18 protein-coding genes are annotated in these 21,685 nt (G+C 70.5%); 14 read left to right on the forward strand and 4 right to left on the reverse strand.

Annotation, left to right across the window (positions count from 1 at the left end):
* The 4 genes from ACFY0T_RS15855 to ACFY0T_RS15870 all read left to right on the forward strand — a co-directional run.
* A partial coding sequence (locus tag ACFY0T_RS15855) for a helix-turn-helix domain-containing protein (protein ID WP_388869797.1) occupies positions 1-1,081 on the forward strand: 1,081 nt, incomplete at its 5' end.
* Between the two features lie 314 nt (positions 1,082-1,395).
* Complete coding sequence (locus tag ACFY0T_RS15860; RefSeq protein ID WP_388869800.1) at positions 1,396-1,980, forward strand: TMEM175 family protein; 585 nt, start codon at positions 1,396-1,398, stop codon at positions 1,978-1,980.
* A 174-nt stretch (positions 1,981-2,154) separates the two neighbouring features.
* Complete coding sequence (locus ACFY0T_RS15865) at positions 2,155-3,561, forward strand: alpha/beta hydrolase family protein (RefSeq protein WP_388869803.1); 1,407 nt, start codon at positions 2,155-2,157, stop codon at positions 3,559-3,561.
* A 210-nt stretch (positions 3,562-3,771) separates the two neighbouring features.
* Positions 3,772-4,560: a phosphatase gene (locus ACFY0T_RS15870; RefSeq protein ID WP_388869806.1), complete on the forward strand. Its 789-nt coding sequence runs from the start codon at positions 3,772-3,774 to the stop codon at positions 4,558-4,560.
* Between the two features lie 48 nt (positions 4,561-4,608).
* On the opposite strand, the gene ACFY0T_RS15875 is transcribed toward ACFY0T_RS15870, so the two are convergent.
* The 4 genes from ACFY0T_RS15875 to ACFY0T_RS15890 all read right to left on the reverse strand — a co-directional run bounded on the left by ACFY0T_RS15875 (position 4,609) and on the right by ACFY0T_RS15890 (position 8,327).
* Positions 4,609-5,286, reverse strand: a complete 678-nt coding sequence (locus ACFY0T_RS15875; protein WP_388869809.1) for a maleylpyruvate isomerase N-terminal domain-containing protein — start codon at positions 5,284-5,286, stop codon at positions 4,609-4,611.
* A gap of 217 nt (positions 5,287-5,503) precedes the next feature.
* Positions 5,504-6,376 carry an acyl-CoA thioesterase II gene (gene tesB, locus ACFY0T_RS15880; RefSeq protein WP_388869811.1) on the reverse strand — a complete coding sequence of 291 codons (873 nt, stop codon included), beginning with the start codon at positions 6,374-6,376 and terminating at the stop codon, positions 5,504-5,506.
* Positions 6,377-6,411: 35 nt separating this feature from the next.
* Positions 6,412-7,569, reverse strand: a complete 1,158-nt coding sequence (locus ACFY0T_RS15885; protein WP_388869814.1) for an acyl-CoA dehydrogenase family protein — start codon at positions 7,567-7,569, stop codon at positions 6,412-6,414.
* A 167-nt stretch (positions 7,570-7,736) separates the two neighbouring features.
* Positions 7,737-8,327, reverse strand: coding sequence for a TetR/AcrR family transcriptional regulator (locus tag ACFY0T_RS15890; RefSeq protein WP_388869815.1), 591 nt, complete (start codon positions 8,325-8,327; stop codon positions 7,737-7,739).
* Positions 8,328-8,446: 119 nt separating this feature from the next.
* Here ACFY0T_RS15890 and ACFY0T_RS15895 point away from each other — a divergent pair, with 119 nt between their 5' ends.
* From ACFY0T_RS15895 to ACFY0T_RS15940, 10 genes are all read left to right on the forward strand, one after another.
* Entirely contained in the window at positions 8,447-10,063 is a 1,617-nt protein-coding gene (locus ACFY0T_RS15895) for a carboxyl transferase domain-containing protein (RefSeq protein ID WP_388869818.1), read from the forward strand.
* An 8-nt stretch (positions 10,064-10,071) separates the two neighbouring features.
* The gene (locus tag ACFY0T_RS15900; RefSeq protein ID WP_388869821.1) at positions 10,072-12,108 is read left to right on the forward strand and encodes an acetyl/propionyl/methylcrotonyl-CoA carboxylase subunit alpha; all 2,037 of its coding nucleotides are present in this window, start codon (positions 10,072-10,074) and stop codon (positions 12,106-12,108) included.
* Positions 12,105-13,046, forward strand: a complete 942-nt coding sequence (locus ACFY0T_RS15905) for a hydroxymethylglutaryl-CoA lyase (RefSeq protein WP_388869824.1) — start codon at positions 12,105-12,107, stop codon at positions 13,044-13,046. Before ACFY0T_RS15900 ends, ACFY0T_RS15905 begins: the two co-directional genes overlap by 4 nt.
* Positions 13,047-13,051: 5 nt before the next feature.
* Entirely contained in the window at positions 13,052-14,218 is a 1,167-nt protein-coding gene (locus tag ACFY0T_RS15910; protein ID WP_388869827.1) for an acyl-CoA dehydrogenase family protein, read from the forward strand.
* 253 nt (positions 14,219-14,471) lie between these two features.
* Positions 14,472-15,521, forward strand: a complete 1,050-nt coding sequence (locus tag ACFY0T_RS15915) for an ABC transporter substrate-binding protein (RefSeq protein WP_388869830.1) — start codon at positions 14,472-14,474, stop codon at positions 15,519-15,521.
* Between the two features lie 47 nt (positions 15,522-15,568).
* Positions 15,569-16,414, forward strand: coding sequence for a siderophore-interacting protein (locus ACFY0T_RS15920; protein WP_388869833.1), 846 nt, complete (start codon positions 15,569-15,571; stop codon positions 16,412-16,414).
* Positions 16,415-16,581: 167 nt separating this feature from the next.
* Positions 16,582-18,048 (forward strand): lysine decarboxylase DesA, encoded by a 1,467-nt coding sequence (desA, locus tag ACFY0T_RS15925; protein ID WP_388869836.1) that lies wholly within the window; start codon positions 16,582-16,584, stop codon positions 18,046-18,048.
* A complete protein-coding gene (locus tag ACFY0T_RS15930) occupies positions 18,032-19,315 on the forward strand; it encodes a lysine N(6)-hydroxylase/L-ornithine N(5)-oxygenase family protein (protein WP_388869838.1) in 1,284 nt (427 codons plus the stop codon). Before desA ends, ACFY0T_RS15930 begins: the two co-directional genes overlap by 17 nt.
* The gene (locus ACFY0T_RS15935; RefSeq protein ID WP_388869841.1) at positions 19,312-19,857 is read left to right on the forward strand and encodes a GNAT family N-acetyltransferase; all 546 of its coding nucleotides are present in this window, start codon (positions 19,312-19,314) and stop codon (positions 19,855-19,857) included. The genes ACFY0T_RS15930 and ACFY0T_RS15935 overlap by 4 nt, the downstream gene beginning before the upstream one ends.
* Positions 19,854-21,626, forward strand: coding sequence for an IucA/IucC family protein (locus ACFY0T_RS15940; protein WP_388869844.1), 1,773 nt, complete (start codon positions 19,854-19,856; stop codon positions 21,624-21,626). Before ACFY0T_RS15935 ends, ACFY0T_RS15940 begins: the two co-directional genes overlap by 4 nt.
* The last annotated feature ends 59 nt before the right edge of the window (positions 21,627-21,685 follow it).

The following is a 21,685-nucleotide window of genomic DNA, read 5'->3' on the forward strand; positions in this document are numbered from 1 at the left end:
TCCGGCAACCGCGCAGGCGCGGCCCGTGCGGCCGCCGCAGGCTCCCACCGGTCAACCGACAACCGCACAGGCCCCGACCGGCCAACCGGCAACCGCGCAGGCGCGGCCCGTGCGGCCGCCGCAGGCTCCCACCGGTCAACCGACAACCGCACAGGCCCCGACCGGCCAACCGGCAACCGCACACGCTCCGACCGGTCAGCCGTCAGCCACGGAGGCTCTCGCCGAGCTGGCCGCTGTCGTACGGCCCAGGGAAGGGCAGGGGGCCGTGCCCTCGTCCGCCACGGACACCGTCGGCGGTGTCCATCTCGCCGCCTACGCCCTCGGTGCCGGGCAGGGCTTCGTGCTCGGGGTCGGGGCGCCGCGCCGTGAATCCGGGGACCACACCATCGCCTCCGTCGCGGCGGTCCTGCTCTCGCTGCTCACCGGGGAACACCAGAGCGGCAGCGGGGCGGCGCGGCTCGCGGCGCTCGTGCGGGTGCTGCTCGGGGCCGCCCCCGAGGACGTGGCGCCGCTCCTCGGGGGCGAGCGGTGGGTCGTCGTGCACGCCCGCCCCGCCGGGGACGGCCCCGCGCCGGACGCCGTCGCCGCGTCCGCGCTGGGGGCGGCCCTGGGTTCCGCGCTGGTCGACGCGGGCGGTGACGTCGTACGCGTCCTCGTCCCCGGCGACCGCGTGCCCACCGCGCAGCCGGGCTGGACGTGCGGGGTCAGCGCACCGGTCGGCCCGCACGAGTGGGCGGCCGCCGACAGCCAGGCGGCCCGCGCGCTGGCCCGCGCCCGCGCCACGCGCACCGCGCTGGTCCGCCATGGCGAGCGTCCCGCCCTCGCGGACCTCGTGCCCCCGGCCGACGCCGAGGCCCACGCCCGAGCCCTCCTCGCCCCCATCGCCGCCGCCCCCGCCCTCACCGAGACCCTCCGCACCTGGCTCTCCCTGCACGGCAGTTGGGACCGTACGGCGGTGGCGCTGTCCGTTCACCGCAACACGGTCCGCCAACGCATCGCGCGGTGCGGGGCGTTGCTGGGGGCGGACCTCGACGATCCTGATGTGCGGATGGAGTTGTGGTTCGCGCTCAGGGGCGAATGAGGCCAGGCGCCGGCGACGGAGCCCTTCGGCGTGCCGGGCGTCCGCACATCCCCCGAGACCCTGGGGGAGCACTGCAGCAAGGCCCTCGCCGCTCCCGGGCCCAATCGCCGTGCGCGTCCATGTGACCGGCGGAGCGCCAGGTACTGACCCGCCGGTACCGGCCCCCTCTGGCGTACCCGGGGCGACGGCGCCCACGACACGCGCGTCGTGGGCGCCGTCCGCGAAGGGACGGGGGTGCTACCACAGGTGCCATGAACGAAAGCCCGGAGCGACCACGCGTCCGGCCCGGAGTGGATCTTGTGCCAAAAGACAGGATGCTCGCTCTCACCGACGGTGTGATGGCCATCGCCATGACACTGCTCGTGCTGGACATCGAGCTGCCCGAGGGGCTTCGCGGGGCCGAGCTGCGCCGGGCGCTGGATGACGTTCAGTCCCAGGTGGCCGCCTTCCTGCTGAGCGCGGTGGTGATCGCGTTGTTCTGGCGAGCCCACCATGCGGCCGTGCGGAACGCCGAGTGGATCGACCCGTACCTGTTCTGGCTCCATGTCGCGTTCCTGGTGCTGGTGTCCTTGATCCCGTTTCCCACCCGTGTCCTGGAGGACTACGGCGACCGGTTCCTCGGTCCCGGTCTGTACGGGGCCGTCATCGGCGCGGCCGCACTGGTGCTGTACGCGCTGGACCTGCACATCAGCCGCTCGGCCGGCGTCACCTGGCGCCACGTCCCGCTGCCTGCCCAGGCCGTCGTGTTCCTGCTCTCCGTGGGCATCGCACGCGTCTCGCCCACCGCCGCGATCTACAGCTGGGCCGCCGCCGTGCCCCTTTCGGTGGTGGCCGACCGTGTCGCGGCACGTGCTCGCCGGCAGGGCGTGTCTGGACGCGGGCCTGCCGAACGGCCCTGATCAAAGCCAACCGTGGCGGTAGGTCGTCCTCGTCGTTTCCGACGACACCAGATCGCCGCGCTGCTGCCCGGGCCGCGCCCCAGACCGGGGCCGTCGGCGGCAAGCGGGCTGTTCGGGGGAACGGCCGGTGTGGTCAGCGCGATGCAGGGGGCGGGGCTCCTACGGTCGGCTGGTATGACGCACCCATCGAAGGACGCGGCCAACCCCACCCGGCGCACGGCGCTCACCGGGCTCGTCGGTGGGGCCGGGGTCGTGCTGGCAGCCGGCTGTACGACCCTGGGAACCTCCGCACCACGGCCCACCCCGAGTCCCACGGTGTCGGCCACCGGTTCCGGGGGCGGTGCCACGCCCGGGGTGATGACCCTCTTCAAGGACCCGGGGTTCAACTTCAGCGGCCTTCTCGCCCTCGGCGCGGCCGGCCAGGGCTCCGGCGAAGTGGGCGAGGTGCTCACCGCCGTGAACGCGATCAACAAGGCCGGGCTCTCCTCGCAGACGTATGTGGAGACCTTCAGGAAGCTGGGTGACCAGCTGATGAAGGCGCCCGAGGGCGACAAGCCCGGGACGGAGACCTCGCGCTTCCGTGTGCTGAGGGCATCGCAGTACTACGCCCAGGCGCTGTTCTTCGTCCTCGGCTCCGAGGACCCCGGTAGCGAGGAGCAGCTGTACAAGGCCGGGCGCGGCGCCTGGGACACGTTCTGCAAGCTGTCCGACCCGGCCCCGGTGACGGCGAACGTCCCCTACCAGAAGACGCCGCTTCCGGTCTGGTTCTTCCGCCCGGACGACTCCGGCAGGCAGCGCCCCACCGTGATCCTCACCAACGGCAGCGACGGACAGAACGTCGACATGTGGACCTACGGCGTCTCGGCCGCCCTGGAGCGCGGCTGGAACGCCCTCGTGTACGACGGGCCGGGCCAGGGGCAGCTGCTGTTCGTGGACCGCGTGGTCTTCACGCCGCGTTGGGAGACGGTGGTCACGCCCCTGGTGGACTGGCTGGCCGCCCGCTCCGACGTGGACACCGACAGGATCGCCCTGACCGGGCTGAGCATGGGAGGAGACCTGGCACCGCGGGCCGCGGCCTTCGAGAGCAGGATCGCCGCTCTGGTGGCGATGCCCGGGGTGCTGTCGCCGTGGATGGGTTTCCCCGCGGAGATCCGGGAGATCCTCACCCCGAGCAAGGAGGAGACGAACAACATCTGGAACAAGGAGGTCGTCCCCGAGCTGCCTCCGGACCAGGCCGCGACCATGAAGAAACGGATCGAGCCGTTCTCCGTGCCGGCGATGCTCGCCGCCCGCGAGGGGAAGATGTTCACCGACTTCTACACCCCGGCCACGCTCATCGAGTCGCTCGACATCACGAGCGTCGTGGGGCGCATCAAGACGCCCACCCTGGTCCTGGACTACGACGACGAGCAGTTCTATCCCGGGCAGCCGCGCCAGTTGTTCGACAAACTGACGTCCCCGAAGGACTACGTGAAGCTCACCGCGTCCACCGGCGCACAGCTGCACTGCTCCCCGATGGCCCCGCAGCAGCACTGTGAGGTCGTCTTCGACTGGCTGCAGGAGACGTTGCCGGGCCGCTGACCGCGCCCAGTGGGCTTCTGACGGCCCGCCAGGCCCTGAATGCTGCTGGACGCGTGCGTACATCTGGAGTACGGCTTCGAAGCCTGAGGCCCCCTCAGGACCGAACCCGAGTGGTGCGCAGGCCGATTCCCCCAGGCCCCCCGAGTGACCCACATCCCAGCGCTCGGGACACCGGCCCCCCGAACGGAGCGCACCGGCACAATAGGAACCATGCCGATACCCGGGACCCCCAGCCGCGCCGAGCTCGTCGACCACCTCGTACGGACCCGTATCGCGGGCGACGTCGCCACGCCCCGCGAGAACAACCTCTCCCACTACCGCAAGCTCGCGAACGGCGACCGCAACTTCTGGCTCGGCCTGGAGCTCGGCGACCGCTGGACCGACGAGCAGGACGTGCTCGCGGTGATGGCGGAGCGGTGCGGAGTCAGCGACGACCCGGAGTACCGGTACGGGCAGGACACCATCGACCCCGAGCTGACCGTCGACGCCCTGGAGCGGGCGGCGGCCCGGCTGCGCAAGGCGGCGGACGGCGAGCAGCGGGTGCTGTTCGCCACCGGCCACCCCGGCGGCCTCCTCGACGTGCACCGCGCCACCGCCGCCGCCCTGCGCGCCGCCGGCTGCGAGATCGTCGTCATCCCGGACGGACTGCAGACGGACGAGGGGTACGTCATGCAGTTCGCGGACGTGGCGGTGCTGGAGCACGGGGCCACGCTGTGGCACACCCACTCGGGTGAGCCGATGCGCGCGATCCTCACCGGCCTGGAGCGCGAGGGGCGTCCGCTGCCGGACCTGGTCGTCGCCGACCACGGCTGGGCCGGCTGCGCCGGTCAGCTCGGCATCGACTCCATGGGGTACGCCGACTGCAACGACCCCGCCCTCTTCCTCGCCGAGGCCGAGGGCACCGTCCAGGTGACGATCCCCCTGGACGACCACGTCACGAGCCCCCGCTTCTACGACCCGATGACGGCGTACCTGCTGGCGGAGGCGGGCCTCGTCTAAGCGGTGCCGGGCGGCGTAGGGGCGTGCCCTCACGCCGCCCGGCACCGGTTAGAGACCGGCGATCGATGCGGGGGCGCGCTCGGCGCGGGCGAGCCCCCGGATCACGTCCACCGTCCCGTGCCGCCGGACCGCGAGGCGGGTGAGCAGCTCGACCACCGGCGCGCTCACGCGCTCGGGGAAGTCCGGGGTCGGCAGGCCCACGCTGTGCGCCAAGTCGTCGGCGTGGACGACGAGTTCGAGCAGCCGGGTGAGCAGGAAGTCGTCGAGGTCGAGGGACCAGTCGCCCCAGGAGGGCATCTTGATCGGCCGCCCGGCGGGCACGTCCGGCAGCTCGGCGCCCAGCCACCCGACCGCCTCCCGCACCCGTGCGAGGAGCGCCTCGTGCCCGTCCACCGCCGTGGCCTCGCCCCCCTTCCGGATCCGTACGTTGACGGCGCCGTCGACCCCGGCGTCCAGCCAGGTCACCCGCTCCAGGTAGTACTCCCGCAGCGACACCACCGGCTCCCCGGGCTCCGGCTCCGTGAGCAGCCGCGGAAGGGCCAGCTCCTGCCAGGCGGTGTGCCCGGCCAGGCCCCCGACGCTGAAGTCCCGCAGCGCGCTGGGCTTCTCCCAGGCCGCCGCGACGGCGGGCTCCGCGAGCAGCTCGGCCACGGTCCCGGCCGCCTCCAGGAAGGCCTCCCGGATCCGTCCCCCGCGCCAGTTCCACGACTCTTCCGTACGGCTCATACCGCCCCCTCGGGTCCGCAATGCGAGGCGCACGATCCTTCCACCCGCGCCCCCGCCCGCCCAGATCCAATCCCGCACCACTGGACCACGGACCAGCTCAACCGGCTTTCATGGTCAGGGATTCAGTCCCCCTCGACCGCCGCGACGCGATGCCGTCCCGGACGCCGGAGCCGGTGAGCCGGCCGCCCACCGGACCGGCCCCCGGCGCGCAACAGCCCTACCGAGGAACGCGGACCACGCCCTCCTGGATCACCGAAATGGCCAGGCGGCCGTCCTGCGTGTAGATGCGGGCCTGCCCGAGGCCACGCCCGCCCGACGCGGACGGCGACTGCTGGTCGTACAGCAGCCATTCGTCGGCGCGGAACGGGCGGTGGAACCACATCGCGTGGTCCAGCGAGGCCCCGACGACGTCGCCGGTCACCCAGCCGCCACGTCCGTGCGCGAGCAGGATGGAGTCGAGGAGCGTCATGTCGGAGACGTATGTGGCGAGGACGACGTGCAGCAGCGGGTCGTCGGCGAGCTTGCCGTTCGTGCGGAACCACACCTGGGAGCGCGGCTCACGGACCTCGCCGACGGTGCCGTACGGCGGCGCGTCGACGTAGCGCAGGTCGACGGACTCGCGGGCCTCCAGGAGGCGCTCCACGACGACCGGGTCGGAGAAGACGTCCGCGTACCGCGGCAGCAGTTCGGCGGCCGTGGGCAGCGTCTCCGGGTCGGGTGCGGGCGGCATCTCGGCCTGGTGCTCCATGCCCTCCTCGTACGTCTGGAAGGACGCGGAGAGATGGAAGATCGGCTGTCCGTGCTGGACGGCGACGACCCGGCGCGTGGTGAAGGAACGGCCGTCGCGGATGCGGTCCACCGAGTACACGATGGGCGCGCCGGGGTCCCCCGCACGCAGGAAGTACGCGTGCAGGGAGTGCGCGAGCCGGTCCTCGGGGACCGTGCGCCCCGCGGCGACCAGCGCCTGCGCCGCCACCTGCCCGCCGAAGACGCGCGGGACGACGGCGGACTTGGACTGGCCGCGGAAGATGTCCTGCTCGATCCGCTCGAGATTGAGCAGATCGAGCAGGGACTGAAGTGCCTGACTCATAACGTCAGTTGTATCGTGAACTTTTTTCGCGGACCTTACAGGCCCATGTCCTTGGCGATGATCGACTTCATGATCTCGCTGGTGCCGCCGTAGATGCGGTTGACGCGGTTGTCCGCGTACAGGCGGGCGATCGGGTACTCGTTCATGAAGCCGTAGCCGCCGTGCAGCTGGAGGCAGCGGTCGATGACGCGGTGCGCGACCTCGGTGCAGAACAGCTTCGCGGACGCGGCCTCGGCCGGGGTCAGCTCACCCGCGTCGAGGGCCTCCAGGGCGCGGTCGGCGACCGCCTCGGCGGCGTCCACCTCGGCCTGGCAGGCGGCCAGCTCGAACTTGGTGTTCTGGAACGCGGCGACGGGCTTGCCGAAGACGGTGCGCTCCTGGACGTACTCCTTGGCGAACCGGACGGCCGCCTTGGCCTGCGCGTAGGCACCGAAGGCGATGCCCCAGCGCTCGGAGGCCAGGTTGTGGCCGAGGTAGTAGAAGCCCTTGTTCTCCTCGCCGAGGAGGTCCTCGACCGGCACCTTGACGTCGACGAACGCCAGCTCGGCGGTGTCGGAGGTCTTCAGGCCGAGCTTGTCGAGCTTGCGGCCGATGGAGTAGCCCTCGGACTTGGTGTCGACGGCGAAGAGGGAGATGCCGAAGCGGCGGTCCTCGGCCGTCGGGGCGGAGGTGCGGGCGCAGACGATCACGCGGTCGGCGTGGACGCCGCCGGTGATGAAGGTCTTGGAGCCGTTGAGGACGTAGTGCGTGCCGTCCTCGGAGAGCTTGGCGGTGGTCTTCATGCCCGCGAGGTCGGAGCCGGTGCCCGGCTCGGTCATCGCGAGGGCCCACATCTCCTCGCCGGAGACGAACTTCGGCAGGAAGCGCTTCTTCTGCTCGTCGGTGGCGAGCATCTTGATGTACGGCAGGCCGAGCAGCACGTGCACACCGGAGCCGCCGAACTGGACACCGGCGCGGGCGGTCTCCTCGTACATCACGGCCTCGAACTTGTACGAGTCGATGCCGGCGCCGCCGAACTCCTCGTCGACGCGGATGCCGAAGACGCCGAGCTCGGCGAGCTTGTAGTAGAAGTCGCGCGGCGCCTGGCCGGCCGCGAACCACTCGTCGTAGACCGGGACGACCTCGGCCTCGATGAAGGCCCGGAGAGTCTCCCGGAACGCCTCATGGTCCTCGTTGAACACCGTACGGCGCACCGCCGGCCCCTCTCTGCGCCTGAACCGGCGCCGCTCTCGCGGATGTGGCTGCTCGCCGTCGGGGTTCCTCAATCGATGGTTGCGGGCCGATGGCTAAGCGCTTGCTCAGCTTCTACGTTACCCGTCGGTCACGACGGTCGTCCAGAGCAACCAAGGCGAGACGCTCGTCACTCCCCGGCGGCCTCGAAGGCTCCCCTGGCCATCCGGTGCAGCAGCGCGGCGGTGCCCGCGCGGCCCGGCAGCGCACCGGGGCGACCCAGGTGCGGGGTGGAGTTGAGCAGGCCGAAAACGGAGTGCACGGCGGAGCGGGCGGTGGGCTCCGTCAGCCCCGGGTACACCTCGCGCACGACCTCCACCCACAGCTCCACGTACTGCCGCTGGAGCTGCCGTACGAGCTTGCGGTCGCTGTCCCGGAGGCGGTCCAGCTCGCGGTCGTGCAGGGTGATCAGGGGGCGGTCGTCGAGTGCGAAGTCGATGTGCCCCTCGATGAGCGAGTCGAGGACCGCCTCGGCGTCCCCGTCGGCCTCCGCCACGCGGCGCTTGCCGCCGGTGAGCAGCTGCCCGCTGATGCCCACCAGCAGCTCGGCGAGCATCGCGTCCTTGCCGGCGAAGTGCCGGTAGAGACCGGGGCCGCTGATGCCGACGGCCGCTCCTATCTCATCCACTCCGACACCGTGGAAACCGCGCTCGGCGAAGAGCCGCGCGGCCTCCTTGAGGATCTGCTCGCGGCGGGTGGGCGCGTCGGTTCTGGTGGCCATGGAAGTAATTCTAGACAGGGAGGTTAGCGGTCGTTAACCTGAAGGAAATGGGTTAACGCTCATTAACAAGGTTCGACAAGGTTCATTGACTGGTGATCACCGGGTGAGGGGACCGCAGGATGCACGAGGCACCTGAGCTGACGAGCGCGGCAGATCCCGCGTCGGAGGCCTGGCGGGCCAACGAGGCGGCGCACCGCGCGCTGGGCGAGGAGCTGCGCGCCAAGCTTCTCGCCGCCCGGCTCGGCGGCGGCGAGAAGGCCCGCGCCCGGCACACCGCACGCGGAAAGCTGCTCCCGCGCGACCGCGTGGACACCCTCCTCGACCCCGGATCCCCCTTCCTGGAGCTGGCGCCCCTCGCGGCCGAGGGGATGTACGACGGGCAGGCCCCGGCCGCCGGCGTCATCGCCGGGATCGGGCGGGTGAGCGGGCGCGAGTGCGTGATCGTCGCCAATGACGCCACCGTCAAGGGCGGCACGTACTACCCGATGACGGTGAAGAAGCACCTGCGCGCCCAGGAGGTGGCCCTCGAAAACCGCCTCCCCTGTGTGTACCTCGTCGACTCCGGGGGCGCCTTCCTGCCGATGCAGGACGAGGTCTTCCCCGACCGCGAGCACTTCGGGCGGATCTTCTACAACCAGGCGCGGATGTCGGGGGCGGGAATCCCGCAGATCGCGGCCGTCCTCGGGTCCTGCACGGCCGGCGGCGCGTATGTCCCGGCCATGAGCGACGAGGCCGTGATCGTGCGCAATCAGGGCACGATCTTCCTCGGCGGCCCTCCCCTGGTGAAGGCCGCCACCGGCGAGGTCGTCACGGCGGAGGAGCTCGGCGGCGGCGAGGTCCACGCGCGCGTGTCGGGTGTCACCGACCACCTGGCGGAGGACGACGCCCACGCGCTGCGGATCGTACGGAACATCGCCGCGACGCTTCCCGCACGCGGACCCCTGCCCTGGACGGTCACGGAGACGGCCGAGCCGAAGGTGGATCCGTACGGGCTGTACGGGGCGGTGCCGGTCGACTCCCGCACCCCCTATGACGTACGCGAGGTCATCGCGCGCGTGGTCGACGGTTCGCGTTTCTCGGAGTTCAAGGCCGAGTTCGGGCAGACCCTCGTCACCGGCTTCGCCCGCATCCACGGCCACCCGGTCGGGATCGTCGCCAACAACGGCATCCTGTTCTCCGAATCCGCCCAGAAGGGCGCCCACTTCATCGAGCTGTGCGACCAGCGCGGCATCCCGCTGGTGTTCCTGCAGAACATCTCGGGGTTCATGGTGGGCCGTCAGTACGAGGCGGGGGGCATCGCCAAGCACGGCGCCAAGATGGTGACGGCGGTCGCCTGCACGCGCGTGCCGAAGCTGACGGTGGTGATCGGCGGTTCGTACGGCGCGGGCAACTACTCGATGTGCGGCCGGGCGTATTCACCGCGCTTCCTGTGGATGTGGCCCAACGCCAAGATCTCCGTGATGGGCGGCGAGCAGGCCGCGTCGGTCCTCGCGACCGTCAAGCGCGACCAGCTGGAGGCGCGCGGCGAGTCCTGGCCCGTCGAGGAGGAAGAGGCCTTCAAGGACCCGATCCGCGCCCAGTACGAGCACCAGGGGAACGCCTACTACGCGACGGCCCGGCTCTGGGACGACGGCGTGATCGACCCGATGGAGACCCGGCAGGTGCTGGGTCTCGCTCTGACCGCGTGCGCCAACGCGCCCCTGGGTGACCCCCAGTTCGGCGTCTTCCGGATGTGAGGGGACCCATGTTTGACACGGTGCTTGTGGCCAACCGGGGCGAGATCGCCGTACGCGTCATCCGCACCCTGCGCGCGCTGGGCGTGCGCTCGGTGGCCGTCTTCTCCGACGCCGACGCGGACGCCCGGCATGTGCGCGAGGCGGACACGGCGGTACGGATCGGTCCGGCACCGGCGGGCGAGAGCTATCTGTCCGTGGAGCGGCTGTTGGAGGCGGCGGCCCGGACGGGAGCCCAGGCCGTGCACCCGGGCTACGGCTTCCTCGCGGAGAACGCGACGTTCGCGCGCGCGTGCGCCGCCGCCGGGCTCGTCTTCATCGGGCCCCCCGCAGAAGCGATCTCCCTGATGGGCGACAAGATCCGCGCCAAGGAGACGGTGAAGGCGGCCGGGGTGCCGGTCGTCCCCGGCTCGTCGGGCAGCGGGCTCACGGACGCGGAGCTGGCCGACGCCGCCCGCGAGATCGGCATGCCGGTCCTGCTGAAGCCGTCGGCCGGTGGTGGCGGCAAGGGCATGCGCCTGGTGCGGGACCTCTCGGTACTGGCCGACGAGATCGCCGCCGCGCGCCGCGAGGCCCGCTCCTCCTTCGGCGACGACACCCTCCTCGTCGAGCGCTGGATCGACCGCCCCCGGCACATCGAGATCCAGGTCCTGGCGGACGCCCACGGGAACGTGGTGCACCTGGGCGAGCGCGAGTGCTCCCTGCAGCGCCGCCACCAGAAGATCATCGAGGAGGCGCCGAGCGTGCTCCTCGACGCCGACACCCGCGCCGCGATGGGCGAGGCGGCGGTCCAGGCGGCCCGCTCCTGCGGCTACCAGGGCGCGGGCACGGTCGAGTTCATCGTCCCCGGCGGCGACCCGTCCTCGTACTACTTCATGGAGATGAACACCCGCCTCCAGGTGGAGCACCCGGTCACCGAGCTGATCACGGGCCTCGACCTGGTGGAGTGGCAGCTCCGGGTCGCGGCGGGCGAGCAACTGCCGTACGGCCAGCGGGACATCACGCTCACCGGGCACGCGATCGAGGCGCGCATCTGCGCCGAGGACCCCGCGCGCGGGTTCCTCCCCTCCGGCGGCACGGTGCTCGCCCTGCACGAGCCGCAGGGCAACGGCGTGCGCACCGACTCCGGGCTGAGCGAGGGCACGGAGGTCGGTTCGCTCTACGACCCGATGCTGTCCAAGGTCATCGCCTACGGACCGGACCGCGCGACCGCGCTGCGCAAGCTCCGGGCGGCCCTCGCCGAGACGGTCACGCTGGGGGTGCAGACGAACGCCGGGTTCCTGCGGCGGCTGCTGGCCCATCCGGCGGTGGTGGCGGGCGAGTTGGACACGGGGCTGGTGGAGCACGAGGCGGACGGGCTCGTGGAGCGAGCCGTCCCGGAGGAGGTCTACGCGGCGGCGGCGCTGCTGCGCCAGGCCGCTCTCGGCCGCCAAGCCGCTCTCGGCCGCCGGACCGCCGGCTGGGTCGATCCGTTCTCCGTGCCGGACGGCTGGCGTCTGGGCGGCGAGCGCGCCTGGACGGCGCACTACTTGCAGGTGCCGGGGCACGATCCCGTGACCGTCCGCGTGCGCGGCACGGCGGACGGCGGCTTCGAGCTGCTGCTCGACGACGAGAGGCCGCCTCTCCGGGCGGCCGGGGGTCTCGCCCCGGCCCGGGAGGGGGGAACGGCGTCCCGGTTCACCTTCCGGCTCGATGGCCTCACGCACACCTTCGCCGCCCTGCCGGCCGGCACCTGGTTCGGCCGCGACGGCGAGGCCTGGCACGTGCGCGACCACGACCCCGTGGCCGCCTCCCTCACCGGCGCCGCCCACTCCGGCGCCGACTCTCTCACCGCTCCCATGCCCGGCACGGTGACCGTCGTGAAGGTCGCCGTGGGTGATGACGTGGCCGCCGGCCAGAGCCTGTTGGTGGTCGAGGCGATGAAGATGGAGCACGTCATCTCCGCGCCGCACGCCGGTACCGTCACCGAGCTGGACGTCACGCCGGGCACGACGGTCGCCATGGACCAGGTACTGGCCGTGATCGCGCCGCACGAGGAGGCGGAATGACCGTTCAGGGACTGCCCATGGTCGTACCGGCCCAGGATCTGCCCGCCCGGGTGCGGATCCACGAGGTCGGCGCGCGCGACGGGCTGCAGAACGAGAAGGCGACCGTGCCGACCGAGGTCAAGGCCGAGTTCGTCCGGCGCCTGGCCGACGCGGGCCTCAGCACGATCGAGGCCACCAGCTTCGTCCACCCGAAGTGGGTGCCCCAACTGGCCGACGCGGAGCGGCTGTTCCCCCTGGTGAGCGACCTGCCGGAGGTCCATCTCCCCGTCCTCGTACCGAACGAACGCGGCCTCGACCGGGCGCTGGCCCTCGGCGCCCGCCGCGTCGCCGTCTTCGCCAGCGCGACGGAGTCCTTCGCCAAGGCCAACCTCAACCGGACCGTCGACGAGGCCCTGGCCATGTTCGAGCCGGTGGTGTCCCGGGCCAAGGCGGACAAGGTGCACGTCCGCGGCTACCTGTCCATGTGCTTCGGCGACCCCTGGGAAGGCCCCGTCCCCGTCCACCAGGTGGTGCGGGTCTGCAAGGCACTCCTCGACATGGGCTGCGACGAGCTGAGCCTCGGCGACACCATCGGTGTGGCGACCCCCGGCCATGTCCTCGAACTGCTCGCCGCCCTGAACGAGGACGGGGTGCCGACCAACACCCTCGGCGTGCACTTCCACGACACCTACGGCCAGGCGCTCGCCAACACCCTGGCCGCCCTCCAGCACGGCGTCACGACCGTCGACGCCTCCGCCGGCGGCCTCGGCGGCTGCCCGTACGCGAAGTCCGCGACCGGCAACCTCGCCACCGAAGACCTCGTATGGATGCTCCAGGGCCTCGGTATCGACACCGGGGTCGACCTCGGCCGCCTCACCGCCACCAGCGTGTGGATGGCCGGACAACTGGGCCGACCCAGCCCGTCCCGCACCGTCAAAGCCCTCTCCCACCAGGAGTGATCCCCATGTCCCTCGACCACCGACTCTCCCCCGAACTCGAGGAACTCCGCCGTACGGTCGAGGAGTTCGCGCATGACGTCGTGGCCCCGAAGATCGGCGACTTCTACGAGCGGCACGAGTTCCCGTACGAGATCGTGCGGGAGATGGGCCGCATGGGCCTGTTCGGGCTGCCGTTCCCGGAGGAGTACGGCGGTATGGGCGGCGACTATCTCGCCCTCGGTATCGCCCTGGAGGAGCTGGCCCGCGTCGACTCCTCGGTGGCCATCACGCTGGAAGCGGGCGTGTCACTGGGTGCGATGCCGCTCCACCTCTTCGGCACGGAAGCCCAGAAGCGTGAGTGGCTCCCCCGGCTCTGCTCCGGCGAGATGCTCGGCGCGTTCGGACTGACCGAGCCGGACGGCGGCTCGGACGCGGGCGCGACGCGTACGACGGCGCGGCTCGACCCCGAGACGAACGAATGGGTGATCAACGGCACGAAGTGCTTCATCACCAACTCGGGCACGGACATCACGGGCCTGGTGACGGTCACGGCGGTCACCGGCCGCACTGCGGAGGGCAAGCCGCTGATCTCCGCGATCATCGTGCCGTCCGGCACCCCGGGCTTCACGGTCGCCGCCCCGTACTCGAAGGTCGGCTGGAACGCCTCGGACACCCGTGAGCTGTCCTTCTCCGATGTGCGCGTCCCGGCCGCGAACCTGCTCGGCGAGGAGGGCCGCGGGTACGCGCAGTTCCTGCGGATCCTCGACGAGGGCCGGATCGCCATCGCGGCGCTGGCGACGGGTCTGGCGCAGGGCTGTGTCGACGAGTCGGTGAAGTACGCCAAGGAGCGGCACGCGTTCGGGCGTCCGATCGGCGCGAACCAGGCGATCCAGTTCAAGATCGCCGACATGGAGATGAAGGCCCACACGGCCCGCCTCGCCTGGCGCGACGCCGCCTCCCGCCTGGTCAGCGGCGAGCCCTTCAAGAAGGAGGCCGCCCTCGCCAAGCTGTACTCGTCCACGATCGCCGTCGACAACGCCCGCGACGCCACCCAGATCCACGGCGGCTACGGCTTCATGAACGAGTACCCGGTGGCCCGTATGTGGCGCGACTCCAAGATCCTGGAGATCGGCGAGGGCACGAGCGAGGTACAGCGGATGCTGATCGCACGGGAGTTGGGGCTCGTGGGCTGACCGCCGCCACCACCGCAGGCACCGCCGTCACCGCAGGCACCGCCGTCACCGGCCTGCGCCCACCTGGGCGCAGGCCGGTCGTGCTCGGCAACTGGGTCGGCGGCACGTGGGCGGTGAGCAAGGGCAAGGCCTGATCGCATCGCCGTACGGGGTGCGGAGTGCCCCGCCCTCTGGACAAGTAGTGAGGTTAGGCTAACCTACCTTCGAACTTGTCCGGCGGGCGCTTCGCCCCGTGCCGAAAGCAGCCACACTCATGTCCAACACCCGTGCCACCCACCTCACCCGTCGCGGCATCCTCGCCGCGGGCGGCGCCCTCGGCCTCGGTGCCGTCCTCGCCGCGTGCGGCGACGACAACGACAAGAAAAGCGGTGGCTCGGACTCGACCAAGGCCGCCGCGAAGTCCGGTCCCTGGACCTTCAAGGACGACCGCGGCACCACGGTCAAGACGGACAAGACCCCGGCGAACATCGTCGCGTTCACCGGCGTCGCCGCCGCCCTCTACGACTACGGCATCGAGGTCAAGGGCGTCTTCGGCCCGACCAAGACGAAGGACGGCAAGGCCGATGTCCAGGCCGGCGACATGGACATCAGCAAGGTGACGATCCTCGGCAACGAGTGGGGCCAGTTCAACATCGAGAAGTACGCGGGCCTCGCCCCCGACGTGCTGATCTCGACGATGTTCGACGACGCGGGCACCCTCTGGTACGTCCCCGAGGAGTCCAAGGCCAAGATCCTCAAGCTGGCCCCGAGCGTCGGCATCTCCGTCTACGACATCCAGCTGCCCAAGCCGCTGGAGCGCATGCTGGCGCTGGCCGAGTCCCTCGGCGCCGATGTGAAGTCCGCGAAGATCGTCGAGGCGAAGAAGAAGTTCGAGACGGCCGCCGAGCGCCTGCGCAAGGCCGCCAAGGCCCGCCCGGAGATCAAGGTCCTCGCCGGCTCCGCGAGCCAGGACATCTTCTACGTCTCCGGCTCGAACCTCTCCATCGACCTGGAGTACTTCAAGGCGCTCGGCGTGAACCTCGTCGAGCCGTCGGCCAAGGCCCTGAAGGCCAGCGGCGGTTGGTTCGAGAACCTGAGCTGGGAGAACGTCGACAAGTACCCGGCCGACATCATCATCATGGACGACCGCTCCTCGACCATCCAGCCGGCCGACATCACCGAGGCCACCTGGAGGAAGCTGCCCGCCGTCAAGGCCGGCCAAGTCATCGCGCGCACGCCCGAGCCGATCCTGTCCTACGACAAGTGCACCCCGATCCTCGACAACCTCGCCGAGGCCATCGAGAACGCGAAGAAGGTCAGCTGACACCCAGCCCCCTGCCGTGATTCCCTGACGATGACTCAGGAGCACTGATGACGACGGCCGTAGCCGCCCCGTTCCGTTTCTTCTCCCTCCAGGTCGTACGGACGAGGCGGCTCGGTCCGTCTCTGGTCCGGGTGACCTTCGCGGGCGCCGATCTGCACGCGTTCCGCTCCCACGGGCGTGACCAGTCCCTCTCGCTCTTCCTGCCGCATCCGGGCCAGCCCGAGCCCGTTATCCCCATCGAACTGGGCGACAGCTGGTGGCAGGGCTGGCGCGAACTCCCGGACGACGTACGGGCGGTGATGCGCTCGTACACCCTGCGCGCCCTGCGGCGGAACCCCGACGAGATCGACATCGACTTCGCGCTGCACGGCGTGGAGCCGGGGGCGGCGACGCCCGCGGGGCCCGCGTCCCTGTGGGCAGCCGCGGCAGCCCCGGGCGACCGCGTCGTCCTGCTCGGCCCGGCGATCGAGGACAACCGGGCGATCCGCTTCCGCCCGCCCGAAGACACCGATCTGATCGTCATCTGGGGCGACGAGACCGCCGTACCCGCCGCCTCGGCCATCCTCGAATCGCTCCCGCCGGGCACCCGTGTCCGCGCCTGGCTGGAGGTCCTTCACGCCGGCGACATCCAGGATCTGGTGACCTCGGCCGACGCCGAGATCACCTGGCTCGTGCGCGGCGACGGGTCCCCCATGGCCGTCGACGCCGTGCGGGCCGCCCCACTTCCGCCCGCCGACGCCCCGTACGCCTGGATCGCGGGCGAGTCCGGCTGCGTGAAGGAGCTGCGCCGGCATCTCGTGCGCGAGCGCGGGATCGACCGCAGGAGGGTCACGTTCGTGGGGTACTGGCGGCGCGGGCTGAGCGAGGAGCAGCTGCGCGAGCAGGGCGAGTAGCTCCAAGTCCCGGGCGCCCTCCGGGAGATCAAACAGAGGCGTACGTCACTGAAGACACAGGTGGGGCGGGGTCGCTCGTTTACTTAGGTTAGGCTAACCTAAGTTACACGGCGGACCCCGCCCCTCTCCTGTCCCGCTCGGACTCTCCCCACACGGAGGACCCCCACATGCGCTCGCACCTGCTCAATGACACGACCGCGGAGCGGTACCGCCGCTCCGTGACCGAAGGAATCGAGCGGGTGGCGGCCAAACTCGCCACCACCGACCGTCCGTTCAGCGGTGTCACGGTCGACGCCCTCGCTCCCCGCATCGAGCGGATCGACCTGGACCAGCCGCTGCACGACACCACGGCGGTCCTCGACGAGCTGGAAGAGGTCTACCTCCGGGACGCGGTCTACTTCCACCACCCGCGCTACCTCGCCCACCTCAACTGCCCGGTCGTCATCCCGGCCGTGCTCGGCGAGGCCGTCCTGTCGGCCGTCAACTCCTCGCTGGACACCTGGGACCAGTCGGCCGGCGGCACCCTCATCGAGCGCAAGCTCATCGACTGGACCAACGAGCGCATCGGCCTCGGCCCGGCCGCCGACGGCGTGTTCACCAGCGGCGGCAGCCAGTCCAACCTCCAGGCGCTGCTCCTCGCCCGCGAGGAGGCCAAGCCAGGGCAGGCAGGGTGGGAAGCCGGGGACAGCCTCGCCGCACTGCGTGTCTTCGCCTCCGAGGTCAGCCACTTCAGCGTCAAGAAGTCGGCCAAACTCCTCGGGCTGAGCGCGAACTCCGTCGTCTCGATCCCCGTCGACCACGACAAGCGCATGCAGACGGTCGCGCTCGCCCACGAGCTGGACCGCTGCAAGCGCGACGGCCTCGTCCCGATGGCCGTCGTCGCCACCGCGGGCACCACCGACTTCGGCTCCATCGACCCGCTGCACGAAATCGCCGAGCTGTGCGCCCAGTTCGGCGCCTGGATGCATGTCGACGCCGCCTACGGCTGCGGGCTGCTCACCTCCCTGAAGAACCGGGACCGCCTCGACGGCATCGAGCGCGCCGACTCCGTCACCGTCGACTACCACAAGTCCTTCTTCCAGCCGGTGAGTTCGTCAGCCGTGCTGGTCCGGGACGCCTCGACGCTGCGCCACGCGACCTACCACGCGGAGTACTTGAACCCCCGCCGCATGGTCCAGGAGCGGATCCCCAACCAGGTCGACAAGTCCCTGCAGACCACCCGTCGCTTCGACGCGCTCAAGCTGTGGATGACGCTGCGCGTGATGGGCGCCGACGGGATCGGCCAGCTCTTCGACGAGGTCTGCGACCTTGCCGAGGAGGGCTGGAAGCTGCTGGCCGCCGACCCGCGCTTCGACGTCGTCGTCGAGCCGTCCCTCTCCACCCTGGTCTTCCGCTACATCCCGGCCGCCGTCACCGACCCGGCCGAGATCGACCGCGCCAACCTGTACGCCCGCAAGGCCCTGTTCGCCTCCGGTGACGCCGTCGTCGCGGGCACCAAGGTCGGCGCCCGCCACTACCTGAAGTTCACCCTGCTCAACCCCGAGACCACGGCGGACGACATCGCCGCCGTGCTCGATCTGATCGCCGGCCATGCCGAGCAGTACCTGGGAGAGTCCCTTGACCGCGCTTCCTGAAGCCACGCACAAGACCTACGACTTCGTGGGGATCGGGCTCGGGCCCTTCAACCTCGGCCTCGCCTGCCTCACCGAGCCGATCGTCGAACTCGACGGCGTCTTCCTGGACTCGAAGCCCGACTTCGAGTGGCACGCGGGCATGTTCCTCGACGGCGCCCACCTCCAGACCCCGTTCATGTCGGACCTGGTCACCCTCGCCGACCCGACGTCCCCGTACTCCTTCCTCAACTACCTGAAGGAGCGCGGCCGGCTCTACTCCTTCTACATCCGCGAGAACTTCTACCCGCTGCGGGTCGAGTACGACGACTACTGCCGCTGGGCCGCGAACAGACTGACCAACGTCCGCTTCAGCACGACGGTGACCGAGGTGACGTACGAGGAAGGGGCCGAGGTCTACGTCGTACGGACCGGGGCCGGTGAAACGTTCCGCGCCCGCCACCTGGTCCTCGGCACGGGCACCCCGCCGTACCTACCGGAGGCCTGCGCGGGCCTCGGCGGCGACTTCATCCACAACTCGCGTTATGTGCAGCACAAAGAGGAGTTGCAGCGCAAGGAGTCGATCACGCTGGTCGGCAGCGGTCAGTCCGCCGCCGAGATCTACTACGACCTGCTCAGCGAGATCGACGTCCACGGCTACCAGCTGAACTGGGTCACCCGCTCCCCGCGCTTCTTCCCGCTGGAGTACACCAAGCTCACGCTGGAGATGACCTCCCCGGAGTACATCGACTACTACCACGCGCTGCCGGAGCAGACCCGCTACCGCCTCACGGCCCAGCAGAAGGGCCTGTTCAAGGGCATCGACGGCGATCTGATCAACGAGATCTTCGACCTGCTCTACCAGAAGAACCTCGGCGGCCCGGTCCCCACCCGTCTGCTCACCAACTCCTCGCTGAACAGCGTCACTTACCGCGACGGTGTCTACGAGCTCGGCCTGCGCCAGGAGGAGCAGGAGAAGGACTTCGAGCTGCGCTCGCAGGGCCTGATCCTCGCCACCGGCTACAAGTACGCCGAGCCGGAGTTCCTCAAGCCCGTCCACGACCGGCTGTGCTACGACACACAGGGCAACTTCGACATCGCCCGCAACTACTCGATCGACACCACGGGCCGGGGCGTCTTCCTCCAGAACGCCGGCGTCCACACGCACAGCATCACGTCCCCGGACCTGGGCATGGGCGCGTACCGGAACGCGTACATCATCCGTGAGCTGCTCGGCACCGAGTACTACCCCGTCGAGAAGACGATCGCGTTCCAGGAGTTCTCCGTATGAGCACCACCCCTGACATAGGCACCTTCACCATCCGCCCGCTCGACCCCACCCAGGACGCCGAGCTGCTGCACGGCTGGGTCACCCACCCCAAGGCCGCCTTCTGGATGATGCAGGAGGCGAAACTGCCCGACGTGGAGCGCGAGTACATGGCCATCGCGGCCAGCGAGTACCACGACGCGTTCCTCGGTCTGCTGGACGGCGAGCCCGTCTTCCTCATGGAGCGCTACGACCCGGCGCACGTCGAACTCGTCGGCCTGTACGAGCCGGAGCCCGGCGACGTGGGCATGCACTTCCTGGTCGCGCCGAGCGACACGCCCGTGCACGGTTTCACGCGGGCCGTGATCACCGCCGTGATGGAGCATCTGCTCGCCGACCCGGCCACCGCACGCGTCGTCGTCGAGCCCGACGTACGCAACAAGGCCGTGCACGCCCTCAACGAAGCCGTCGGCTTCGTACCCGAGCGCGAGATCCAGAAGCCGGAGAAGAAGGCGCTGCTGAGCTTCTGCACGCGGGAGCGGTTCGAGAAGGCGGTGGCCGGATGAGCCTCGCCGACTCCGTCGCCCATCTCTCCCCCGAGCGCTGGGCCCACGCCAACCGTCTGCTCGTCCGCAAGGCGCTCGCCGAGTTCGCCCACGAGCGGCTGATCACGCCGGAGAGTCTGCCGGACGGCCGTTACGAGGTCCGCGGCGACGACGGTCTCACCCGCTACCGCTTCACCGCCCGCCTCCGCGCGCTCGATCACTGGCAGGTCGACGCCGAGTCGATCACCCGGCACCGCGACGGGGACGAACTCCCGCTCGCCGCCCTCGACTTCTTCATCGAGCTGAAGGGCGCGCTCGGCCTGAGCGACGACGTCCTCCCGGTCTACCTGGAGGAGATCTCCTCCACCCTCTCGGGCACCTGCTTCAAGCTCACCAAGCCGCAGATCCCGGTCGGTGAGCTGATCGACGCGGGCTTCCAGGCCATCGAGACCGGGATGACCGAGGGCCACCCTTGCTTCGTCGCCAACAACGGGCGGCTCGGCTTCGGGGTGCACGAGTACCTCTCGTACGCGCCCGAGACGGCGAGCCCGGTGCGCCTGGTGTGGCTGGCCGCGCACCGCTCGCGGGCCGCGTTCACGGCAGGCGTGGGCATCGACTACGACTCCTTCGTGCGCGACGAGCTGGGCGCGGAGACGGTCGAGCGGTTCGCCGCGCTCCTCACGGGCCAGGGCCTCGACCCCGAGGACTACCTCCTCATCCCCGTCCACCCCTGGCAGTGGTGGAACAAGCTCTCCGTGACGTTCGCGGCCGAGGTCGCCCAGCGGCACCTCGTCTGCCTCGGCGAGGGCGACGACGCGTACCTGGCCCAGCAGTCGATCCGGACGTTCTTCAACAAGTCCGCCCCCGAGAAGCACTACGTCAAGACGGCGCTGTCCGTCCTCAACATGGGCTTCATGCGCGGTCTTTCCGCCGCGTACATGGAGGCGACCCCGGCGATCAACGACTGGCTGGCCCAACTCGTCGAGAGCGACCCGGTGTTGAAGTCGACGGGCCTGTCGATCATCCGCGAGCGCGCCGCGGTCGGCTACCGCCACCTGGAGTACGAGGCCGCCACGGACCGCTACTCGCCGTACCGGAAGATGCTGGCCGCCCTGTGGCGGGAGAGCCCGGTCTCCGCGCTCCAGGAGGGCGAGACCCTGGCGACCATGGCGTCCCTGGCGCACGTCGACCACGAGGGCGCGTCCTTCGCGGGCGCGCTGATCGCGCGATCGGGGCTGACGCCGGTGGAGTGGCTGCGCCGCTATCTGCGCGCCTACTTCACGCCGCTGCTGCACAGCTTCTACGCGTACGACCTCGTCTACATGCCGCATGGCGAGAACGTCATCCTGGTCCTCAAGGACGGCGCCGTACAGCGCGCGATCTACAAGGACATCGCCGAGGAGATCGCGGTCATGGACCCGGACGCCGTCCTGCCGCCCGCAGTCGAGCGGATCCGCGTCGAGGTCCCCGAGGACAAGAAACTCCTGTCCCTCTTCACGGACGTCTTCGACTGCTTCTTCCGCTTCCTCGCGGCGAACCTCGCCGAAGAGGGCATCCTCGACGAGGACGACTTCTGGCGCACGGTCGCCGAGTCCGTACGCGCGTACCAGGACGCGACGCCCGAACTCGCCGACAAATTCCGGCAGTACGACATGTTCGCGCCGGAGTTCGCGCTGTCCTGCCTCAACCGTCTCCAGCTGCGCGACAACAAGCAGATGGTGGACCTGGCGGATCCGTCCGGCGCGCTGCAGCTGGTCGGCAACCTGAAGAACCCGATCGCGGGTCGCTGAAGCAGGGCACCTTCTCGGGTGTCCCGAGCCGGGTGGGGCTCAGGAGTATGGTCCTCCTG

It is taken from the genome of Streptomyces sp. NPDC001530, from assembly GCF_042894545.1.
Taxonomy (GTDB): domain Bacteria; phylum Actinomycetota; class Actinomycetes; order Streptomycetales; family Streptomycetaceae; genus Streptomyces.

Excerpts from the sequence above, each read along its gene's own strand:
- ACFY0T_RS15860 (WP_388869800.1), top strand. The coding sequence starts at position 1,396 with ATGCTCGCTCTCACCGACGGTGTGATGGCCATCGCCATGACACTGCTC.
- ACFY0T_RS15865 (WP_388869803.1), top strand. The coding sequence starts at position 2,155 with ATGACGCACCCATCGAAGGACGCGGCCAACCCCACCCGGCGCACGGCG.
- ACFY0T_RS15870 (WP_388869806.1), top strand. The coding sequence starts at position 3,772 with ATGCCGATACCCGGGACCCCCAGCCGCGCCGAGCTCGTCGACCACCTC.
- ACFY0T_RS15875 (WP_388869809.1), bottom strand. The coding sequence starts at position 5,286 with ATGAGCCGTACGGAAGAGTCGTGGAACTGGCGCGGGGGACGGATCCGG.
- tesB (WP_388869811.1), bottom strand. The coding sequence starts at position 6,376 with ATGAGTCAGGCACTTCAGTCCCTGCTCGATCTGCTCAATCTCGAGCGG.
- ACFY0T_RS15890 (WP_388869815.1), bottom strand. The coding sequence starts at position 8,327 with ATGGCCACCAGAACCGACGCGCCCACCCGCCGCGAGCAGATCCTCAAG.
- ACFY0T_RS15895 (WP_388869818.1), top strand. The coding sequence starts at position 8,447 with ATGCACGAGGCACCTGAGCTGACGAGCGCGGCAGATCCCGCGTCGGAG.
- ACFY0T_RS15900 (WP_388869821.1), top strand. The coding sequence starts at position 10,072 with ATGTTTGACACGGTGCTTGTGGCCAACCGGGGCGAGATCGCCGTACGC.
- ACFY0T_RS15905 (WP_388869824.1), top strand. The coding sequence starts at position 12,105 with ATGACCGTTCAGGGACTGCCCATGGTCGTACCGGCCCAGGATCTGCCC.
- ACFY0T_RS15910 (WP_388869827.1), top strand. The coding sequence starts at position 13,052 with ATGTCCCTCGACCACCGACTCTCCCCCGAACTCGAGGAACTCCGCCGT.
- ACFY0T_RS15915 (WP_388869830.1), top strand. The coding sequence starts at position 14,472 with ATGTCCAACACCCGTGCCACCCACCTCACCCGTCGCGGCATCCTCGCC.
- ACFY0T_RS15920 (WP_388869833.1), top strand. The coding sequence starts at position 15,569 with ATGACGACGGCCGTAGCCGCCCCGTTCCGTTTCTTCTCCCTCCAGGTC.
- desA (WP_388869836.1), top strand. The coding sequence starts at position 16,582 with ATGCGCTCGCACCTGCTCAATGACACGACCGCGGAGCGGTACCGCCGC.
- ACFY0T_RS15935 (WP_388869841.1), top strand. The coding sequence starts at position 19,312 with ATGAGCACCACCCCTGACATAGGCACCTTCACCATCCGCCCGCTCGAC.
- ACFY0T_RS15940 (WP_388869844.1), top strand. The coding sequence starts at position 19,854 with ATGAGCCTCGCCGACTCCGTCGCCCATCTCTCCCCCGAGCGCTGGGCC.